Here is a 15,127-nt window from a genome sequence, read left to right on the forward strand (position 1 = left end):
GCAGCGCCTCTGTTATCAGAGGCAGCGGTGCAATGTTGCCTGTTCAGCCGGGCTTATACCGGCCCGCGGCACCACCACTCTGTGGCGCCAATAGCCGAAAACCCGGCCCGGACCGGGGGTTGATCGGGTGCGCTTCAGCCCAGATCAATCCAGGTGGATTTCAGCTCGCAGTACTTGTCCAGCGCGTGCAGGGATTTGTCGCGACCGTTGCCGGACTGCTTGAAACCGCCGAAGGGCACAGTGATATCGCCGCCAAAGTAGTTGTTTACCCACACGGAGCCCGCACGGATATCGCGGGCCAGGCGGTGGGCGCGGCCCAGGTTGTTGGTCCAGATACCCGCAGCCAGTCCGTAGATGGAGTCATTGGCAATGGCGAGGGCTTCCGCTTCGCTCTCAAACTCCATGACTGACAACACCGGTCCGAAGATCTCCTCGCGGGCAATGGTCATATCGCCAGTCACGCCGCGAAAAACCGTGGGCTCGAAATAGTACCCCCCCGCGACCGCTTCCACGGGCCTGCCGCCACACACCAACTGGGCACCCTGCTCCAGACCTTTTGCAACGTAATACGCCACAGTGTCAGACTGGCTGCGGTCGATCAGTGCCCCCATTGCGGTATTCGGGTCCTGGGGGTGGCCGGGTTTGAAGTGCCGGGCGGCTTTGCGTACCTTTTCGGTAAACACCTCAGCGATACGCTTTTCCACCAGCAGGCGCGAGCCGGCGGTGCAGGTTTCGCCCTGGTTGTAGAAGATGGCCATTGCCGCCGCTTCGGCGGCCCTGTCCAGATCCGCATCGGCAAAAACGATATTGGGGCTTTTGCCTCCCAGTTCCAGAAAAGTGCGTTTCAGATTCGATTGGCCGGCGTACCCGGTGAGGGTCTTGCCCACCGCGGTGGAGCCGGTAAACGTGAGACAGTCGATATCCATGTGCAGGCCCAGTGCCTTGCCCAGGCTGCTGCCCGGCCCCGGCAGTACATTCAGCACGCCGTCCGGCAGCCCCGCTGCCCTGGCCAGCCCGGCCAGTTTGATGGCGGTGAGCGGGGTACTGGAGGCGGGTTTCAAGATCACGCTATTGCCGGTGGCCAGTGCCGGGCCCAGCTTCCAGGCGGTAGTGGACAGGGGGAAGTTCCAGGGCACAATTGCCGCCACCACCCCCAGGGGCATACGGGTAATCAGGCCCAGCGCACCGGGGCCTGTGGGTGCCACCTCGTCGTAGAGCTTGTCGATGGCTTCGCCACTCCAGCGGATAGTGGTGGCCGCGCCGGGGACATCCACTGCCATGGCATCAGCAATGGGTTTACCGGCATCCAGGCTTTCCAGCAGGGCAATTTCCACCCGGTGCGCCTCGATCAGTTCGGCGAAGCGCACCAGCACTTTCTTGCGTTCTGTAGGCGGCATTGTCGACCAGGTACCGGATTCAAAAGTCTCGCGCGCCACATGTACCGCCAGATCCGCGTCCTCGGGACCACAGCAGGCAATCTGTGCCAGTGCCTCGCCATTGGCGGGATTGTGGGTTGTGCGGGTGTTACCGGAGAGGGCATCGACATAGCGGCCATTGATAAACGCGCGCCCCTCGATTTTCACAGAGGTCGCCAGGGCCTGCCATTCCTGAAGGTTTTGGGGCTTGGTATTTTGCACTGACACAGTACACCTTGCTTTTTGCTTGGGTTGGAATTTGTCCGGGTTATATCGAAAATGTGATCACAAATCAAAGGGCATCTGCTGGCAGACACCCCCGGGGTTCAGGCCACGCGGGTTTCCACCTGCAGCCAGTTCTCCTGCAACTGCATGGTGATCCTGTCACCGCGATGCAGCGCACCAACCCCCGACGGGGTGCCGGTCAACACCACATCGCCGGGCTCCAGGGTAAAGTGGCTGCTGATGTAGGCCACCAGGTCGGGAATCGGTGTGAGCATTTGCCGGGTCAGACCGCGCTGGCGCAGCTCGCCGTTCAGCCAGAGCGCGTAGTTGAGTGCATCCCAGTCCGGTAGCGAGTCCAGCCGGACAAAGGGAGACAGGGGGCAGGAGTGATCAAACCCCTTGGCCTTCTCCCAGGGATGCCCGGCCTTCTTCAACTGCGCCTGCAGTGTGCGCAGTGTCAAATCCAGCCCCAGCCCCAGCCCCGCCACCGCCGCAGGGAACTCATCGGTATTGGCACCGCACAGCCGCTTGCCGATCAGCAGCGCCAGTTCCCCTTCAAAATGACAGCTGCCGCGCCCCTCCGGCAGGTGAAGAGGTTGGCGTATATCCACAGCGGCGGTGGCCGGCTTGATAAACAGCAGGGGTTCCTCGGGCACAGGATTATTGAGTTCCGCGGCGTGGCTGGCGTAATTGCGCCCCACGCACACGATCTTGCCCAATGGGAATGGCATCGAGCGGCCACAGGTAAACTGGTGTTGATACATAGACAAACAAAATAGTTAGGATAGAAATTTCGAATAAAGCGATATAAGCCGCCTGTGCTATGATCGCGCTTTTGCCTGGCGCCGGGCAATCAAGCAGCGCCCAACAAGAGTGCGCGCCCTATTCACACCCGGTGAAGAGATAGTTTATGGCTCCACATAATCCCAATCAAAGAAAGTCCCTGCAAAAAGACAAGATTCGTATCCTGCTGCTGGAGGGCGTGCACCAGTCCGCTGTGGATCTGCTCGCTTCCCGCGGCTACACCAATGTGGAATACGTAAAAACGGCACTGCCCCAGGAGCAATTGATTGAAAAGATTGCCGATGTGCACTTTATCGGTATCCGCTCCCGCACCCAGCTTACCCGCAAGATACTGCAGAGTGCTCCCAAACTGGTGGCTGTTGGCTGTTTCTGCATCGGTACCAACCAGGTGGACCTGCAGGCTGCTACGGCGCTGGGCATTGCCGTATTTAACGCCCCTTATTCCAATACCCGCAGTGTGGCCGAACTGATGATCGCTGAGGCCATTCTCATGCTGCGGGGCATTCCGGAGAAGAACGCTGTATGCCACCGCGGTGGTTGGCTCAAGTCTGCCAGTGGCGCTTTTGAGGCCCGCGGCAAGACGATGGGAATTATCGGTTACGGCGCCATTGGTTCTCAGGTTTCCGTGATGGCGGAAGCCATGGGCATGCGGGTGAAGTTCCACGATGTCGTCACCAAGCTGCCCCTGGGCAATGCCACTCAGGTCGCTTCCCTGGAGGCGCTGTTGCGGGAATCGGATGTGGTGTCACTGCATGTGCCCGAACTGCCTTCCACCAGAATGATGATCGGTGCACAACAGATCGCTCAGATGAAGCCAGGGGCTATTCTGCTCAATGCCTCCCGCGGTAGTGTGGTGGACATTGACGCACTGGCGCAGGCGCTGAACAGCAGGCACTTGGCCGGCGCTGCCATCGATGTTTTCCCGCTGGAGCCGCGCAGTAATGCGGAAGAGTTTATCTCTCCCCTGCGCCATATCGACAATGCCCTGCTGACGCCCCATGTGGGTGGTTCTACCGTGGAAGCCCAGGAAAACATCGGCACCGAAGTATCGGAAAAGCTGGCACACTACTCCGACAATGGCACCACAACCAGTTCGGTGAATTTTCCCGAAGTGGCACTGCCCAGCCATCCCGGTGCGCACCGACTGTTGCATATCCACGAAAATGTGCCCGGTGTAATGAGCGCCATCAACCAGGTGTTTTCTGAAAACGCCATCAATATCTCCGCCCAATTCCTGCAGACCAACGAGACCCTGGGATACGTGGTGATCGACGTGGATGCGGAGTACTCGAACCTGGCCCTGGGGAAACTGAAAAATATCCCCGGCACCTTGCGCTGCCGAAGACTTTTTTAAGCCGTTTACCCGGCAATCCGGACTTGGTTGCCAGGTGGACCAACGACCAAAGTGATTGATCCCGCCTGGCAACTACCTCTACAATAGGGTTTCCTATTCTGTTGGTCCTGCACTAGGCGCTGCGCTTCCCGTGCATCCCCTGGTTTGGCATTTCACTTTTCCATTGCGAGTGTTCCCTTGCGTCATCAGGATTCCGCCACTACCGGCCTGCTCGCCGGCGTCGCTGCCTTTTTCATTTGGGGGCTGGCACCACTCTATTTCCACCTGTTGGAGGGGATTCCGGCAGCGGAAATCCTTGCACACCGCAGTGTCTGGTCACTGGTTCTGGCCCTGCTGATTCTGGCTTTGGTTCACCGGCTGCCGGATCTGGCCAATACCCTGCGCAATGGCGGGAAAATGCGTATGCTGGCCCTGACCGCGCTGTTGATCGGCAGCAACTGGCTGGTCTTTATCTGGGCGATTAATAACGGTCACCTGCTGGAGAGCAGCCTCGGCTATTACATCAATCCCCTGCTCAATATCGTCCTTGGTGTGCTGTTTTTGGGTGAGAAGTTAAGGCGTCTGCAATGGTTGGCGGTAGCGCTGGCAACGACAGGTATTGCCTACGAACTCTGGCAGTTTGGCCGGGTACCGGTGATCGCCCTGTTCCTCGCCGGAACCTTTGCCCTGTATGGATTGGTGCGCAAACGCGCCCCGGTTGAGAGCCTCACTGGCCTTGCGGTCGAAACCCTGTATATGCTGCCGGTGGCGCTATTTTATCTGGTATGCAGTGACAGCCCCACCAGTAACCTGCTGCACAACAGTTGGGCGCTGAATAGCCTGCTGGTGTTGGCCGGCCCCGTCACTCTGATGCCCCTGCTCCTGTTTACCATTGCCGCGCGCAGGCTGAATCTGTCCACCGTAGGTTTTCTGCAGTATATCGCCCCGACGCTGATGCTGGTGATTGCCACCCAGGTTCTGGGTGAGCCCTTCCGCGAGGGCAAACTTATCACCTTTATGCTGGTGTGGCTCGGGCTCATACTCTACACAATCGATGCCCTGGCGCAGCGCCGCAAACTGTATTTACAGGGTAAGGTGGCCCTTTAATGCACGGCAGCCTGCGATAACGGGTTCAGGGGAGAGCGGGCTGCGGGATAAGCACCGCCGCTCTGCAGTGACTGGTCCTCCCCTGTACTGCTTTCTCCCGGCAACCGGCTGCATGTCGGGAGGACGGATACATTGCCATAAGGAGGGCTCCGGATGTTGGCACTGAGGCCAAATTGCGAGTGTTGTGATAGGGATCTGCCGGCCAATTCGCCCGAAGCGATGATCTGCTCTTATGAATGTACTTTTTGCAGTGCCTGTGTTGAGCAGGTGTTGCTGAATGTCTGTCCCAATTGCGGCGGCGGTTTTTGTTCCCGTCCGATTCGCCCGCATATAGCCAGGCGCGCCGGTGTGAGCATTGCCTTCCAGCCTGCAACCAAAAAAAGAGTGTACTCAAAATACAGCAGGGAAGAGATGCGGGCGTTTGCTGCGACCCTACAGGCTATCGCCCCGCAGGTGCGCTGATGGTGAGGAACCCCTGGGGGCGATTGCCGCTGGCATTATTGTTTCAGACACCGTAATTTATATCGTTTTTTTTGGGGATCTCACAGGGGTAACTATGACGAGTATCGTAGCGGACATCGGCGGCACCAACGCCCGTTTTGCGATTGCCAAACCCGTGGCGGAAAGCTATCGCCTGGAGGCGCTTGAAGTGGTGGATTGCAAGCGGTTTGACTGCTTTGATGCCGCCTTGCGGTACTGGCTGGAAGGGTTGGCGCAGCCCAGGCCCGAAAAAGCCTGTATCGCCGCCGCCGGCCCCCTGGAGCGAACCCCCTCCGGCAGCAGTGTATATATGACCAACCTCGGCTGGCGCATTGATGCGGGAGAGCTGGCAAAGGCGTTCTCGTTCACGCACCTGGAACTGATCAATGATTTCGCCGCACTGGCCCAGTCCCTGCCGCGTCTTTCCTGCACGGATTACTCCGTGCTGCGCGATGTACCCCGTGTACCGGGCGCGCCAATGGCGGTGCTGGGCCCGGGAACCGGTCTGGGCGTAGCCGGTCTCGCCGAGGCGGATGGCCGCTATCATGTGCTCGCAGGTGAGGGCGGTCACGCCAACCTGACTGTTTCCACCCAGCGGGAGCTGCAACTGCTGCAGATTCTGATGCAAAAGCGTACCCCGGTGTTCAATGAGTGGGTCTTGTCCGGCAGCGGGCTGGTCAACCTCTATCGCGCCGTGTGTGTGCTGAATGGGCAAACCCCTGAATATCTGACGCCGCCGGATGTGAGTGCGCGGGGCCTGGAAGGCTCCGATCCCCTGTGCCGGGAAACCCTGCTGGACTTCCTCAATTTCCTCGGCAGTGCCGCCGGGGATACAGCGTTATACCTGGGTGCCCGTGGTGGCGTCTTCCTCGGTGGGGGCATACTGCCCAGAATCGCACAATTGCTGCCGGAGAGTGCATTCGAGCACCGCTTTCTCAGCAAGGGAAGGGTTGCCAAATGGATGGAGGCGGTTCCCGTCTATGCCCTCAACACCGGTTACCAGGCACTGATCGGTGCCGCTGTGCAGCTTGAGGGTTGAGTTGTTGTAATACAGTACCGCCACTTGTGCGGTTGGGAGCGGGCAGGCTATTCGATGATCTTGTCCCAGTAGTGCGTGCGCCGGAGCATTTCCTCTTTTACGGCCTCTGGCAGTAAATCAACAGGCGGGCGATCTTCCCGTATCTGCCAGCCACCGCCCAGTGACAGATAAACCTGTACCAGGTTGGCAGCCACTATGCCCTGTGTAAACGCCAGTAGATCCTGCTGCTGGACATCCGAAGTCAGGGTATTGATAACGGTATTAAATTCTACCAGGCCATTGGTGTACTGGGACAGCGAGAGCCTGACCGATTCCTTGGAAGCCTGTGCCGCGGTTTCGTAGTAAGTCAGTTCTTCCTGTGATTTCAGGTAGGCAACGATGGCATTTTCCACATCGGCCTGAGCCAGCAGCACTGTCTGTTGGTAGTCTGCGAGGAGCTGCTGGAAAGTGGCATCCTGTAAACGCACATTGCTTTTAAGACGCCCATAGTTGAAGATGTTCCATTGAAATTGCACAAATAAATCCCAGGCTCCGCTGGAGCCTTCAAAGGGTCCGTCCTGTATCTTAATCGTGCCAACGGAACCACCGATTGAGAGAGCGGGGTAGAGCTCGGCTCTGGCAACGCCAATTTGCTCTCCCTGCGCAGCGAGCAGACGCTCCGCCTGGCGGATATCGGGGCGCTGGCGCAGGAGGTCCTGTGGCATGCCAATCGCAATACGGGCCGGAACGCTGGGGATCATTGAAAATTCGCCCAAAAGATAATTGAGGTTGTGCGGCGGCATGCCAAGCAGTACCGCGAGGGTGTTTTTAAGCTGCTGCAGGGTAACTTCCAGTCTCGGGACAGTGGCCTGGGTATTGCTCAGCAACGCCTGAGCCTGTTCCGCATCGAGTGCACTGACCTCTCCCGCTTGAAATTTTACCTCGGCGATTCTGAGGCTCTCTCTCTGTAAACGAATATTTTCCCGCGCAACCACCAGGCGTCTCTGGGCGGTGCGGATATTGATATATGTCTGTGCTACCTGGGCAACGATGGAAACCAGGACACCGTCATATTCGGCCATACTGGCTTCAAGATCCGCAGCTGCGGATTTCACCAGGCGTTTGAATTGTCCCCACATGTCCAGTTCCCAGCTCAGATTAAAATCCAGGGTGTATTCACTCTGGACAACACCGGGCTCAAATGAACCTTTTGAACGGTCGGCGACGCCGACAATTTCCTGTACTTGTGGGTATTGATTGCCGATGGCAATGGCCAGTAGTTGTTGGGCCTGCAATGCCCTCAAGGCGGCTGATCTCAATTCCAGATTGTTATCTATCGCCAGGGCGACCAGTTCGTCCAGGGCGGCATCGGAAAAGGCCGACTGCCACCAGAGGGGGTTGACGGCATTGAGGCTCTCTATGCGTGTGTCGTGTTGGTATAGCCACTCTTGCTCGATACTGACCGGGGGAGGCTGGTAGTCCGGACCGAGGGTGCAACCGTAACCTGCGATGACTGCCAGTACAGTGGCGAGCAACGGGAGGCGCAGCGCCCCGCAATGCTCCCGCTTAGGGGGTGTGCACCGTTGCATTTTGTCTGGCGTCCGCGGTACCACTCATCACGAGCACAGAGCTGGTAAACCCGACTCGAAGTTTTACGGAAGCAGGGGTGTTGGTCAGGTAAACTCTCACAGGTATCCGCTGTGCCAGGCGAATCCAGTCAAAGGTGGGGTTGATCTGGGGCAGCAGATCGTTGCCAGCGGTTCCATCCTGTTGTGCGATGCCCCAGCCAATACTTTCCACATAGCCCTCCAGGGGAGTGTCGGGGTAGGCCAGCAAGGTGACGATGGCGCGGTCCCCGGGGGCTATTCTGCGAATAAAGGTTTCGCGAAAATAACCGTCCACCCAAAAGCTGTTGATATCTACAACGGACATAGCCGGCTTGTTGGCGACCGCCTGATCCCCGTAGCGAAAATCTATGTTGGTCACATAACCGGTAACCGGTGCGATAACAGTGGTATATTCCAGGTTCAGCTCGGCTTGGCGCACTATGGCCAGTGCAGCGCGAATCCCTGGATTTTTATCCCCCAGAGCACCCAGCTGTGCACGCGCCTGCTCCAGTTCTGCCTGTGACTGTTCCAAAGTGTGCATGGCCTCCACAAGTGCCGCTTCGGCACCCTGGCGGTACTCCACAGCGGAATCGTATTCGGCCTGGGCAGCCTCAAGAGATTTCTGCGATGTGGCGCGCAGCGGCAGCAACTCCTTTTGACGCTCGAACTCCGCCTTGGCTTTTACAATCTCGGCATCCAGTGCCTTGATGTTGCTCTGTGCCTGGTCTATTGCAGCCATGGATTCGCGCAGTTTCGCTTCAAAGGCCAGCACATTCTGTCTTTGCGCTTTATAGGTGTCGATGGCCTCTTCGTATTCCGCTCTGACTTCTGCCAGAGTGGCCTCGTAGGTCCTGGGATCAATCTGGAACAGAAGATCTCCCGCATTGACGAATTGATTGTTCCTGACCGGCAACTCTACAATCTGACCGGACACCCTGGGTGTTACCTGTACAATCTTTGCCTGTACTTTGCCATCCCTGGTCCAGGGGTTTTGCAGATACTTCCACAACTGCAGGATGATCATAAATAGGGCAATGAAAACCACACTGCCTGTCAAAATATATTTCCTGGAGTACTGCATTATTATATCCCCACAAAGAACGTTCCTATGAGGATGGTGTAGATAATACTAATCGCAATGACGACAGCGGGGGGATTGGCAAAATATCGGGAAATTCGGTAGCGATCCAAAAGACGTGCAGTTAATAGTGCGGCCACTATGCCGAGCAGACCCGACATCAGAAGTGGAGAAAAGTATATTTCTCCTATCGACAATTCGTGCGGCACTATGAGCATTTCAAGCCCTGAATGGTTTAAAGTAATCTGTTTTCACAAAAACGTCTCCAGTCAATGGTTTTCATTGTATTGAAAAATTCTGTCAAATAGCTGTTTATATAGGTTGAAACTCCCAAAAAGTATAAAAATTTCACAATTTCCTCTTCTGTTGGCAATGTATCCTTTTCTTTTGGGATTAATTGGTTTGTGTCAAATATTTCTTTTTTGAAAAGTTCTTTGTTTTTTTCTTCCAAGGTCTCAAAATCTATATTGTGTTTATAACCGGAAAGATAGAGCAGTAGCTTTCTTGTAGCGGATCTCCACTTCAACACTTCCTGAGTTATCTTCCTTGGAGGGTTGAGAGGATTTTTCATGTTGTCAATTTTATACAGTATTTTAATTTGATTGCTGGCCAGTATCACAAGCTTTGTAATTTTTCGAAGTTGAATTTCCGATATTCCTTTTCTATCAGTTATATCTAAACCACTTCTCCAGTATTGAATGTTTTTCGGTGTTGTTATAACTATATTGATGTGATACATGGAAATCAATCGGTGAAAAAACAGGGATTTTTTATTGTTCTTGAATGCTCCTGTAGATATCAGATACGCTGCACTATGAAAAAATCGCTTTATGGTTTGCTTAAATTTATTTTCTGGTCGTAATGAAAAGGGTATGTTCTTTGAAATGGCTAATATTGCAAATATTATCGGCACGGAAAACAGTAAATTTGCATAGTTTATAAAATCGTAAGTCTGGGTATTGGTTAAATTGAACACATTGTTAGGAAAGAGAAGCATTACCATCCTTACTAAAGGCTGGTCTTCAAAAAACTCTAGTGTGATAAAGCTAACACCGAAAAAGAAAATGAATATAAATGATCCAAGCATGTAATAACTGGATAATTTTGGCAGCAAGAAAAAGTAAAACGGGGCGGAAATTATGCAGGCTGTGACAGTATACAAACAGGTCGTAGACAGGCTTGTCATTGGGCTGGTGGAAAGTAAGCTGCCGAGAACTCCGGTGAGGGTAACCACCAGTAGCCCACCGATCATATCGGGTACAAAGATATACGCCAGATAGGCGATCCATATTGCCACAACCACGCGAAGAACGCTGGCGATTCGATCCGGATCAGGCATTAGTATGTCAAGCCAACGTGTTTTAACCTCGCTTGGATAGTCCAGATAGGAATGTCCGAATGTATGAATATCTTGTACCGAGGTCACCAGAGAGCGTGTTTTCAGTTCCAGCTCTCTCAGTTTTTGGTAGGTTACGGTTAACGCTGCAGCGTCAAAAGTAGATAGGGTTTTTACACGATCAAGCTGTAATTCAAGCTTATTTTTAATTGGAATTTCGACGGTTTTTCCTTCAGAAAAATACAGCTGCAACTGTGTCAAACGGCGATTGAGTTCCTCAATCAAATCCTCCAGATTTTTGAAGAAGCTGGCAACCCGCAATGGCTTTGAAAGGGCCAGGCTTTCGTCCAACTTCAGCAACGCCTGCGTTACTGCCGTTGCGCGATGACCATAGTGACGCCACTGTCGACGGCACTCCCAGATTTCATAGCTATCGAAACTGGCGTCATCAACAGCAGTGCGCAGTCGAGTATCCGCTTGCAGGATCTCAAGGCGATGCTGGGAAAGGTCTTTTGCTTTTTCTTGACTGTATAATTGTGCAAAGCAGCGGGTACCAAACCGGTGTTGAGCGGCAGCCAGTGTGGTCGATGCTGTATCCAGTTCCCCCCGGCTGCGATTGGGCCATATCAGCACAGCGACAAGACTGTAGACAACAACCCCCAATACCGTTTCCTGTATACGAAAGATGCCTTTTTCAAATGACAGTGTAAAATCGCCGCCGGTGGCATTCCAAAGAACGAGGGTAACAAAGGCGCTGACGATCCAAAAATACTCGTAGCGGGATCTTTGCAAAAAGTAAATACAAGCGCCAATCCACAGGGAGAGACTGACCATAAACAGCCAGCGATCCTGAGGAAACACGGCGAAAATGATCCAGGCAGCCAGCAGGGCAAGCAGCGTACCGAAGACCCGCATAAGGACGCGGCTCAGGGATTGACCGAGATTGATCTGGCTGCACACGGCAACGGCAAACCCCGCCCAATAGGGTTTGTCCCAGTTAAGGCTCAGGGCGATTCCGTAGGCGATCACCAGCGCCCCTGCAACTTTAATGGATTCCTTGGCGTTACGTGAAAGGGACACAGCTTTCTCCGACCCTATATTCAACACTACAGCGACGCCTTTTTACTCCATGGCACAGAAAGCAATGTACAACATGAAATTGTATTGGGCAGATCTACAGGAGTATGGCATAAGCAGGGGGCAAACTTGCCTACGCAAATAGTGGCAAGGTGGCATAAAAACTCCCGTCTTTTTGCCCGTTTTCAGGGGCTGGGACCCAGGGGTATGGTGAAATAAAGAACATACTGGCGGTCAATATCAGGGAGGCGACTCATCGGAAGGTTGGGCCGCCAACTGTCACAGCCGGTGAAGGGGTGACACGTCGCGTTTTGCAAGGTGCAGGGATAGCAGTGAGCGCTGTGGAGTGCAAGGGCACTCCTGGCCCTTTGCGCAGGGGTATACCTTCCTGTGGCGTATTAATTCGCCAATCCACAGGGGTGGACGGGAATCACCCGCTTGGCCCCTGTGTATGTGTCCACCACCGGATACGGATTAACTCTCCAACCCCAGCTTTTTCAGACGATATCGCAACGACCTGAAACTGATCCCCAGCTTCTGCGCTGCTGCCGTGCGGTTCCAGCGGGTTTTTAGCAGGGCATTTTCAATCGCTTCTTTCTCAATACTGTGCAGAAATTCATCCAGAGAGGCATATTGACCGGGATCGAAATGGCCCGGGTTCTGGGCTTCACGCCTGTTGGCCTGGGCAGGGGGGGCGTCATGTTCGAAGGGTTGCCCATCCCGTGCCAGTAGCAGGTCGTCGCTGCGGATTTCCTGCTTGTCACACAGTGTCAGGGCCCGCTCTAGAATATTCTCCAACTGGCGGACATTGCCGGGAAACGGGTATTGCTGCAGGGTCGAGAGCGCACCGGGGCTGAGTTTCGGGGAGGCAAGGCCGGCGTGAGAGGCGATGCGTTGCATAATCACTTCGGCAAGTAACGGGATGTCTTCGGTGCGCTCGCGCAGGGGAGGGATCGAGATTTCAATCACGTTGATACGGTAGTAGAGGTCGCTGCGGAAACGCCCCTCACTCACTGCTCTGCCGAGGTCTTTATGGGTTGCGCTCAAGATGCGTACGTCAATGGAGACCTCCCGGCTGGTGCCAATGGGGCGTACACACTTCTCTTGAATGGCGCGCAGCAGTTTTACCTGCATATCCAGCGGGAGATCGGCGACCTCATCCAGAAACAGGGTGCCTCCCTGAGCGCTTTGCATGAGTCCCGGGTTGTCTTTATGGGCACCGGTAAAGCTGCCCTTTTTGTGACCGAAAAACTCACTTTCCATCAGCTCAGCCGGGATGGCGCCGCAGTTGATAGGTACAAAGGGTTTATCGGCGCGGGCACCCTGGGCGTGGATGGCGCGGGCCGCCAATTCTTTTCCGCAGCCAGACTCCCCGCTGATATAAACCGGGGCATCACTGCGGGCGACTTTGGCAATCTGCTCGCGCAGTTTGCGCATGTTTTCGGCTTCCCCCAAAAGCAACTGGTCTGCGTCTTTACCCTTCGGGCGGTGGCGGTTTTGATCCAGGCGCAGCGCCAACTGGACCAAGGTGCGCAGGCGCTCCAGATCCACAGGTTTGCTGACAAAATCGAAGGCGCCGAGTTTCAGCGCCTTGATAGCGGTATCCATATTGCCATGGGCGGTGATGACGGCAACGGGGACATCCCGGTGGACACCGCTTTGAATGTACTCCACCAGTTGCAGCCCATCGCCATCGGGGAGGCGTAAATCGGTGAGACAAAAGTCATAGCGGTTGTTGACCAGGAAGCGCTTTGCCTCTGAGAGATTGGCTGCACTGTGGCAGTCCACCCCCATCCTCTGCAGAGTCAGGGAGAGGAGTTCACAGATATCCGGTTCATCATCGACAACCAGGGCCAAAGGTAGCATCAATGCTCGGCCTTTTTTGTTTTGTTAATCGTGCTGGCAGGGGTGCCGAGGTTGCTTATAACAGAAATTCTTTGCTCATAATCCCCCGTATTTTGAAAGGAATTCCTGAGCGAAATCAACTTACACTAAATGCGTGTACAAATTCAATCCTGAAACAACTCTTGTTGTCCGCGCTGCGACAGTGGTAGAGGTTGGTTTTATTCGCTTCACACAATTCCCGGGCGATGTAGAGGCCCAGCCCGCTGCCTTTGTTGCCTGTGGTGAAAAATGGTTCAAAAATCTTCGAGCGGTGTGCCTCTGGTACACCCGGGCCACTGTCTTTGATATCCAGCTGGGTACAGTCCCGTTGTGGATTGTAGTAAGCGCAGATTGCCGCGTGGCGCCTGCCCGTGGCAATCTGAGAGTGGTGCAGGGCATTTTCCGTGAGGTTGGTGACCACCTGGGCCATTTGCGCAGCGTCAAAGCGGGTTCTGAGCGGCGCTTCGGGCAGCTCCAGTTCAATTTCATCGCCGCCGGTAGTGCCGGCACGGAAGTCCTGAATAAACTGTTCCAGCCAGGCAGTCAGGTCGTACTCCTGGGGATCTCCGGCACGGCGGCGCGATAGCTGCATCACATTTTCAATAATCTGATTCACCCGCTGGCTCTGTCGGCAGATGATATCGGTCAGATGGCGTTCTTCCTGGCGCAGATGGGAGGACTCTGACAGGAGCTGGGCTGCGTGGCTGATGGCCGCGAGGGGGTTGCGCACCTCGTGGGCGATAGAGGCTGTCAGGTGCCCCAGGGAAGCGAGCTTTAATTTCTGGGCGGCCTCGGTCAGTTTGCGATTATCCTCGACGAAAACCAGAGTGCTGCTCCCGCTATCGTGCCGGAGGTCGGCAAAATTGAGGTGCAGCTCAACGCCATTTTCCCCTTGTAGCAGAGCATGGCCGGGAGTTTTTTTGCTGCGCCATGCGCCAATAGAGCGGCACAAGCCGTCGGGCGGCGCTTTGTCTGCTTGCAACTGCGGGCCCAGTAGCCGCTCTGCAGCCTGATTGATCAGTTCCGGCTTGCCGGATGTTCCCAGTACCAGAACGCCGGTATCCATACGTTCAATAATCTGCTCGGCCAGGCGCTGCAGATGCGCCGCTTGCCGACTTTGTAATTCGGCACGCAGGTTTGCGCTGCGGATGCGTGCGGACAAGTATTGCAAAGCGCTGACAGTGGCGAAAAGTAACAGGCCGAGACCCCCGGCGGCAACAATATCCTGTGTTGTTCCCCGCCCCGACATCAGGTTGAACAGTTGCAGGCCGATGACGCCGAGGCTGGCGATGGCAGCAAAAAAGGCACCCATGCGCCTATCCAGGAGAATGGAGCCGATGGAGCAGTTGATGAGTAGCAGGTAGCCGAGGCCCGAATTGAGGCCGCCGCTGGCTTCGATCAGCAGCAAAAAGGCGAGAATATCACTGCCAAGCATTATCCCGATCTGCGTGCGTCGCGCTCGATAGGCGCTCTTGCGCAAAAAAACCAACCAGCCAAAATTGAGCAGGATGTACACAACCAGGGTATAGAGAAACAGGGCCGGCGAGAATCCGCCCAGCGCGCCTGCGCCCAGGTCTGAGTAGAAAACCCCCAGTAGGACCAGGGCGATGGCCAGGCGATAGACTGCGCAAATACGCAGGAGTTGACGGTGTTGAAGGGGTGCTGCTTTGCTGCCGACGGGGGGAGTGCTCAAAGTGGATGCCCGTTATTGTTATTGGAGTGGGTTCCTGTGGCTCTACAGGAGTTACAATAGCGGCCCGTAT

The 15,127-nt window shown here is 55.2% G+C and carries 12 protein-coding genes; 4 read left to right on the plus strand and 8 right to left on the minus strand.

The features are described 5' to 3' along the window. Positions 1-134 precede the first annotated feature (134 nt). Together M8T91_RS02105 and M8T91_RS02110 are read right to left on the minus strand one after the other, a co-directional pair. Positions 135-1,637: an aldehyde dehydrogenase gene (locus M8T91_RS02105; protein ID WP_436970315.1), complete on the minus strand. Its 1,503-nt coding sequence runs from the start codon at positions 1,635-1,637 to the stop codon at positions 135-137. Positions 1,638-1,741: 104 nt separating this feature from the next. Then, on the minus strand, positions 1,742-2,371 hold the full coding sequence (locus M8T91_RS02110; protein WP_301416368.1) for a fumarylacetoacetate hydrolase family protein: 630 nt from the start codon (positions 2,369-2,371) through the stop codon (positions 1,742-1,744). 179 nt (positions 2,372-2,550) lie between these two features. Between M8T91_RS02110 and serA the strand changes: the two genes are divergently transcribed. The 4 genes from serA to glk all read left to right on the plus strand — a co-directional run bounded on the left by serA (position 2,551) and on the right by glk (position 6,403). Beyond that, positions 2,551-3,798, plus strand: a complete 1,248-nt coding sequence (gene serA, locus M8T91_RS02115) for a phosphoglycerate dehydrogenase (protein WP_301416370.1) — start codon at positions 2,551-2,553, stop codon at positions 3,796-3,798. A 177-nt stretch (positions 3,799-3,975) separates the two neighbouring features. Continuing rightward, positions 3,976-4,884 carry an EamA family transporter RarD gene (gene rarD, locus M8T91_RS02120; RefSeq protein WP_301416371.1) on the plus strand — a complete coding sequence of 303 codons (909 nt, stop codon included), beginning with the start codon at positions 3,976-3,978 and terminating at the stop codon, positions 4,882-4,884. Between the two features lie 153 nt (positions 4,885-5,037). Beyond that, positions 5,038-5,346, plus strand: coding sequence for a DUF1272 domain-containing protein (locus tag M8T91_RS02125; protein WP_301416373.1), 309 nt, complete (start codon positions 5,038-5,040; stop codon positions 5,344-5,346). 94 nt (positions 5,347-5,440) lie between these two features. After that, a complete protein-coding gene (gene glk / locus M8T91_RS02130; protein WP_301416375.1) occupies positions 5,441-6,403 on the plus strand; it encodes a glucokinase in 963 nt (320 codons plus the stop codon). Positions 6,404-6,450: 47 nt separating this feature from the next. Here glk and M8T91_RS02135 read toward each other — a convergent pair whose 3' ends face one another. The 6 genes from M8T91_RS02135 to M8T91_RS02155 form a co-directional block, all read right to left on the minus strand. Beyond that, the gene (locus tag M8T91_RS02135) at positions 6,451-7,971 is read right to left on the minus strand and encodes an efflux transporter outer membrane subunit (protein ID WP_301416377.1); all 1,521 of its coding nucleotides are present in this window, start codon (positions 7,969-7,971) and stop codon (positions 6,451-6,453) included. Continuing rightward, positions 7,949-9,046, minus strand: a complete 1,098-nt coding sequence (locus tag M8T91_RS02140; RefSeq protein ID WP_301416379.1) for an HlyD family secretion protein — start codon at positions 9,044-9,046, stop codon at positions 7,949-7,951. Before M8T91_RS02140 ends, M8T91_RS02135 begins: the two co-directional genes overlap by 23 nt. 26 nt (positions 9,047-9,072) lie before the next feature. Beyond that, positions 9,073-9,285: a DUF1656 domain-containing protein gene (locus M8T91_RS18820; protein ID WP_367317735.1), complete on the minus strand. Its 213-nt coding sequence runs from the start codon at positions 9,283-9,285 to the stop codon at positions 9,073-9,075. 17 nt (positions 9,286-9,302) lie between these two features. Continuing rightward, positions 9,303-11,483: an FUSC family protein gene (locus M8T91_RS02145; protein WP_301416380.1), complete on the minus strand. Its 2,181-nt coding sequence runs from the start codon at positions 11,481-11,483 to the stop codon at positions 9,303-9,305. A gap of 471 nt (positions 11,484-11,954) precedes the next feature. Next, positions 11,955-13,346 (minus strand): sigma-54-dependent transcriptional regulator, encoded by a 1,392-nt coding sequence (locus M8T91_RS02150; protein WP_301416381.1) that lies wholly within the window; start codon positions 13,344-13,346, stop codon positions 11,955-11,957. Positions 13,347-13,461: 115 nt separating this feature from the next. Beyond that, a complete protein-coding gene (locus tag M8T91_RS02155; protein WP_301416383.1) occupies positions 13,462-15,057 on the minus strand; it encodes a sensor histidine kinase in 1,596 nt (531 codons plus the stop codon). Positions 15,058-15,127 lie beyond the last annotated feature (70 nt).

It is taken from the genome of Microbulbifer sp. MI-G (assembly GCF_030440425.1).
Taxonomy (GTDB): domain Bacteria; phylum Pseudomonadota; class Gammaproteobacteria; order Pseudomonadales; family Cellvibrionaceae; genus Microbulbifer; species Microbulbifer spongiae.

Coding starts and splice junctions, on each gene's coding strand:
- serA (WP_301416370.1), top strand. CDS start 2,551: ATGGCTCCACATAATCCCAATCAAAGAAAGTCCCTGCAAAAAGACAAG.
- glk (WP_301416375.1), top strand. CDS start 5,441: ATGACGAGTATCGTAGCGGACATCGGCGGCACCAACGCCCGTTTTGCG.
- M8T91_RS02150 (WP_301416381.1), bottom strand. CDS start 13,346: ATGCTACCTTTGGCCCTGGTTGTCGATGATGAACCGGATATCTGTGAA.
- M8T91_RS02110 (WP_301416368.1), bottom strand. CDS start 2,371: ATGCCATTCCCATTGGGCAAGATCGTGTGCGTGGGGCGCAATTACGCC.
- M8T91_RS02125 (WP_301416373.1), top strand. CDS start 5,038: ATGTTGGCACTGAGGCCAAATTGCGAGTGTTGTGATAGGGATCTGCCG.
- M8T91_RS18820 (WP_367317735.1), bottom strand. CDS start 9,285: ATGCTCATAGTGCCGCACGAATTGTCGATAGGAGAAATATACTTTTCT.
- M8T91_RS02135 (WP_301416377.1), bottom strand. CDS start 7,971: ATGCAACGGTGCACACCCCCTAAGCGGGAGCATTGCGGGGCGCTGCGC.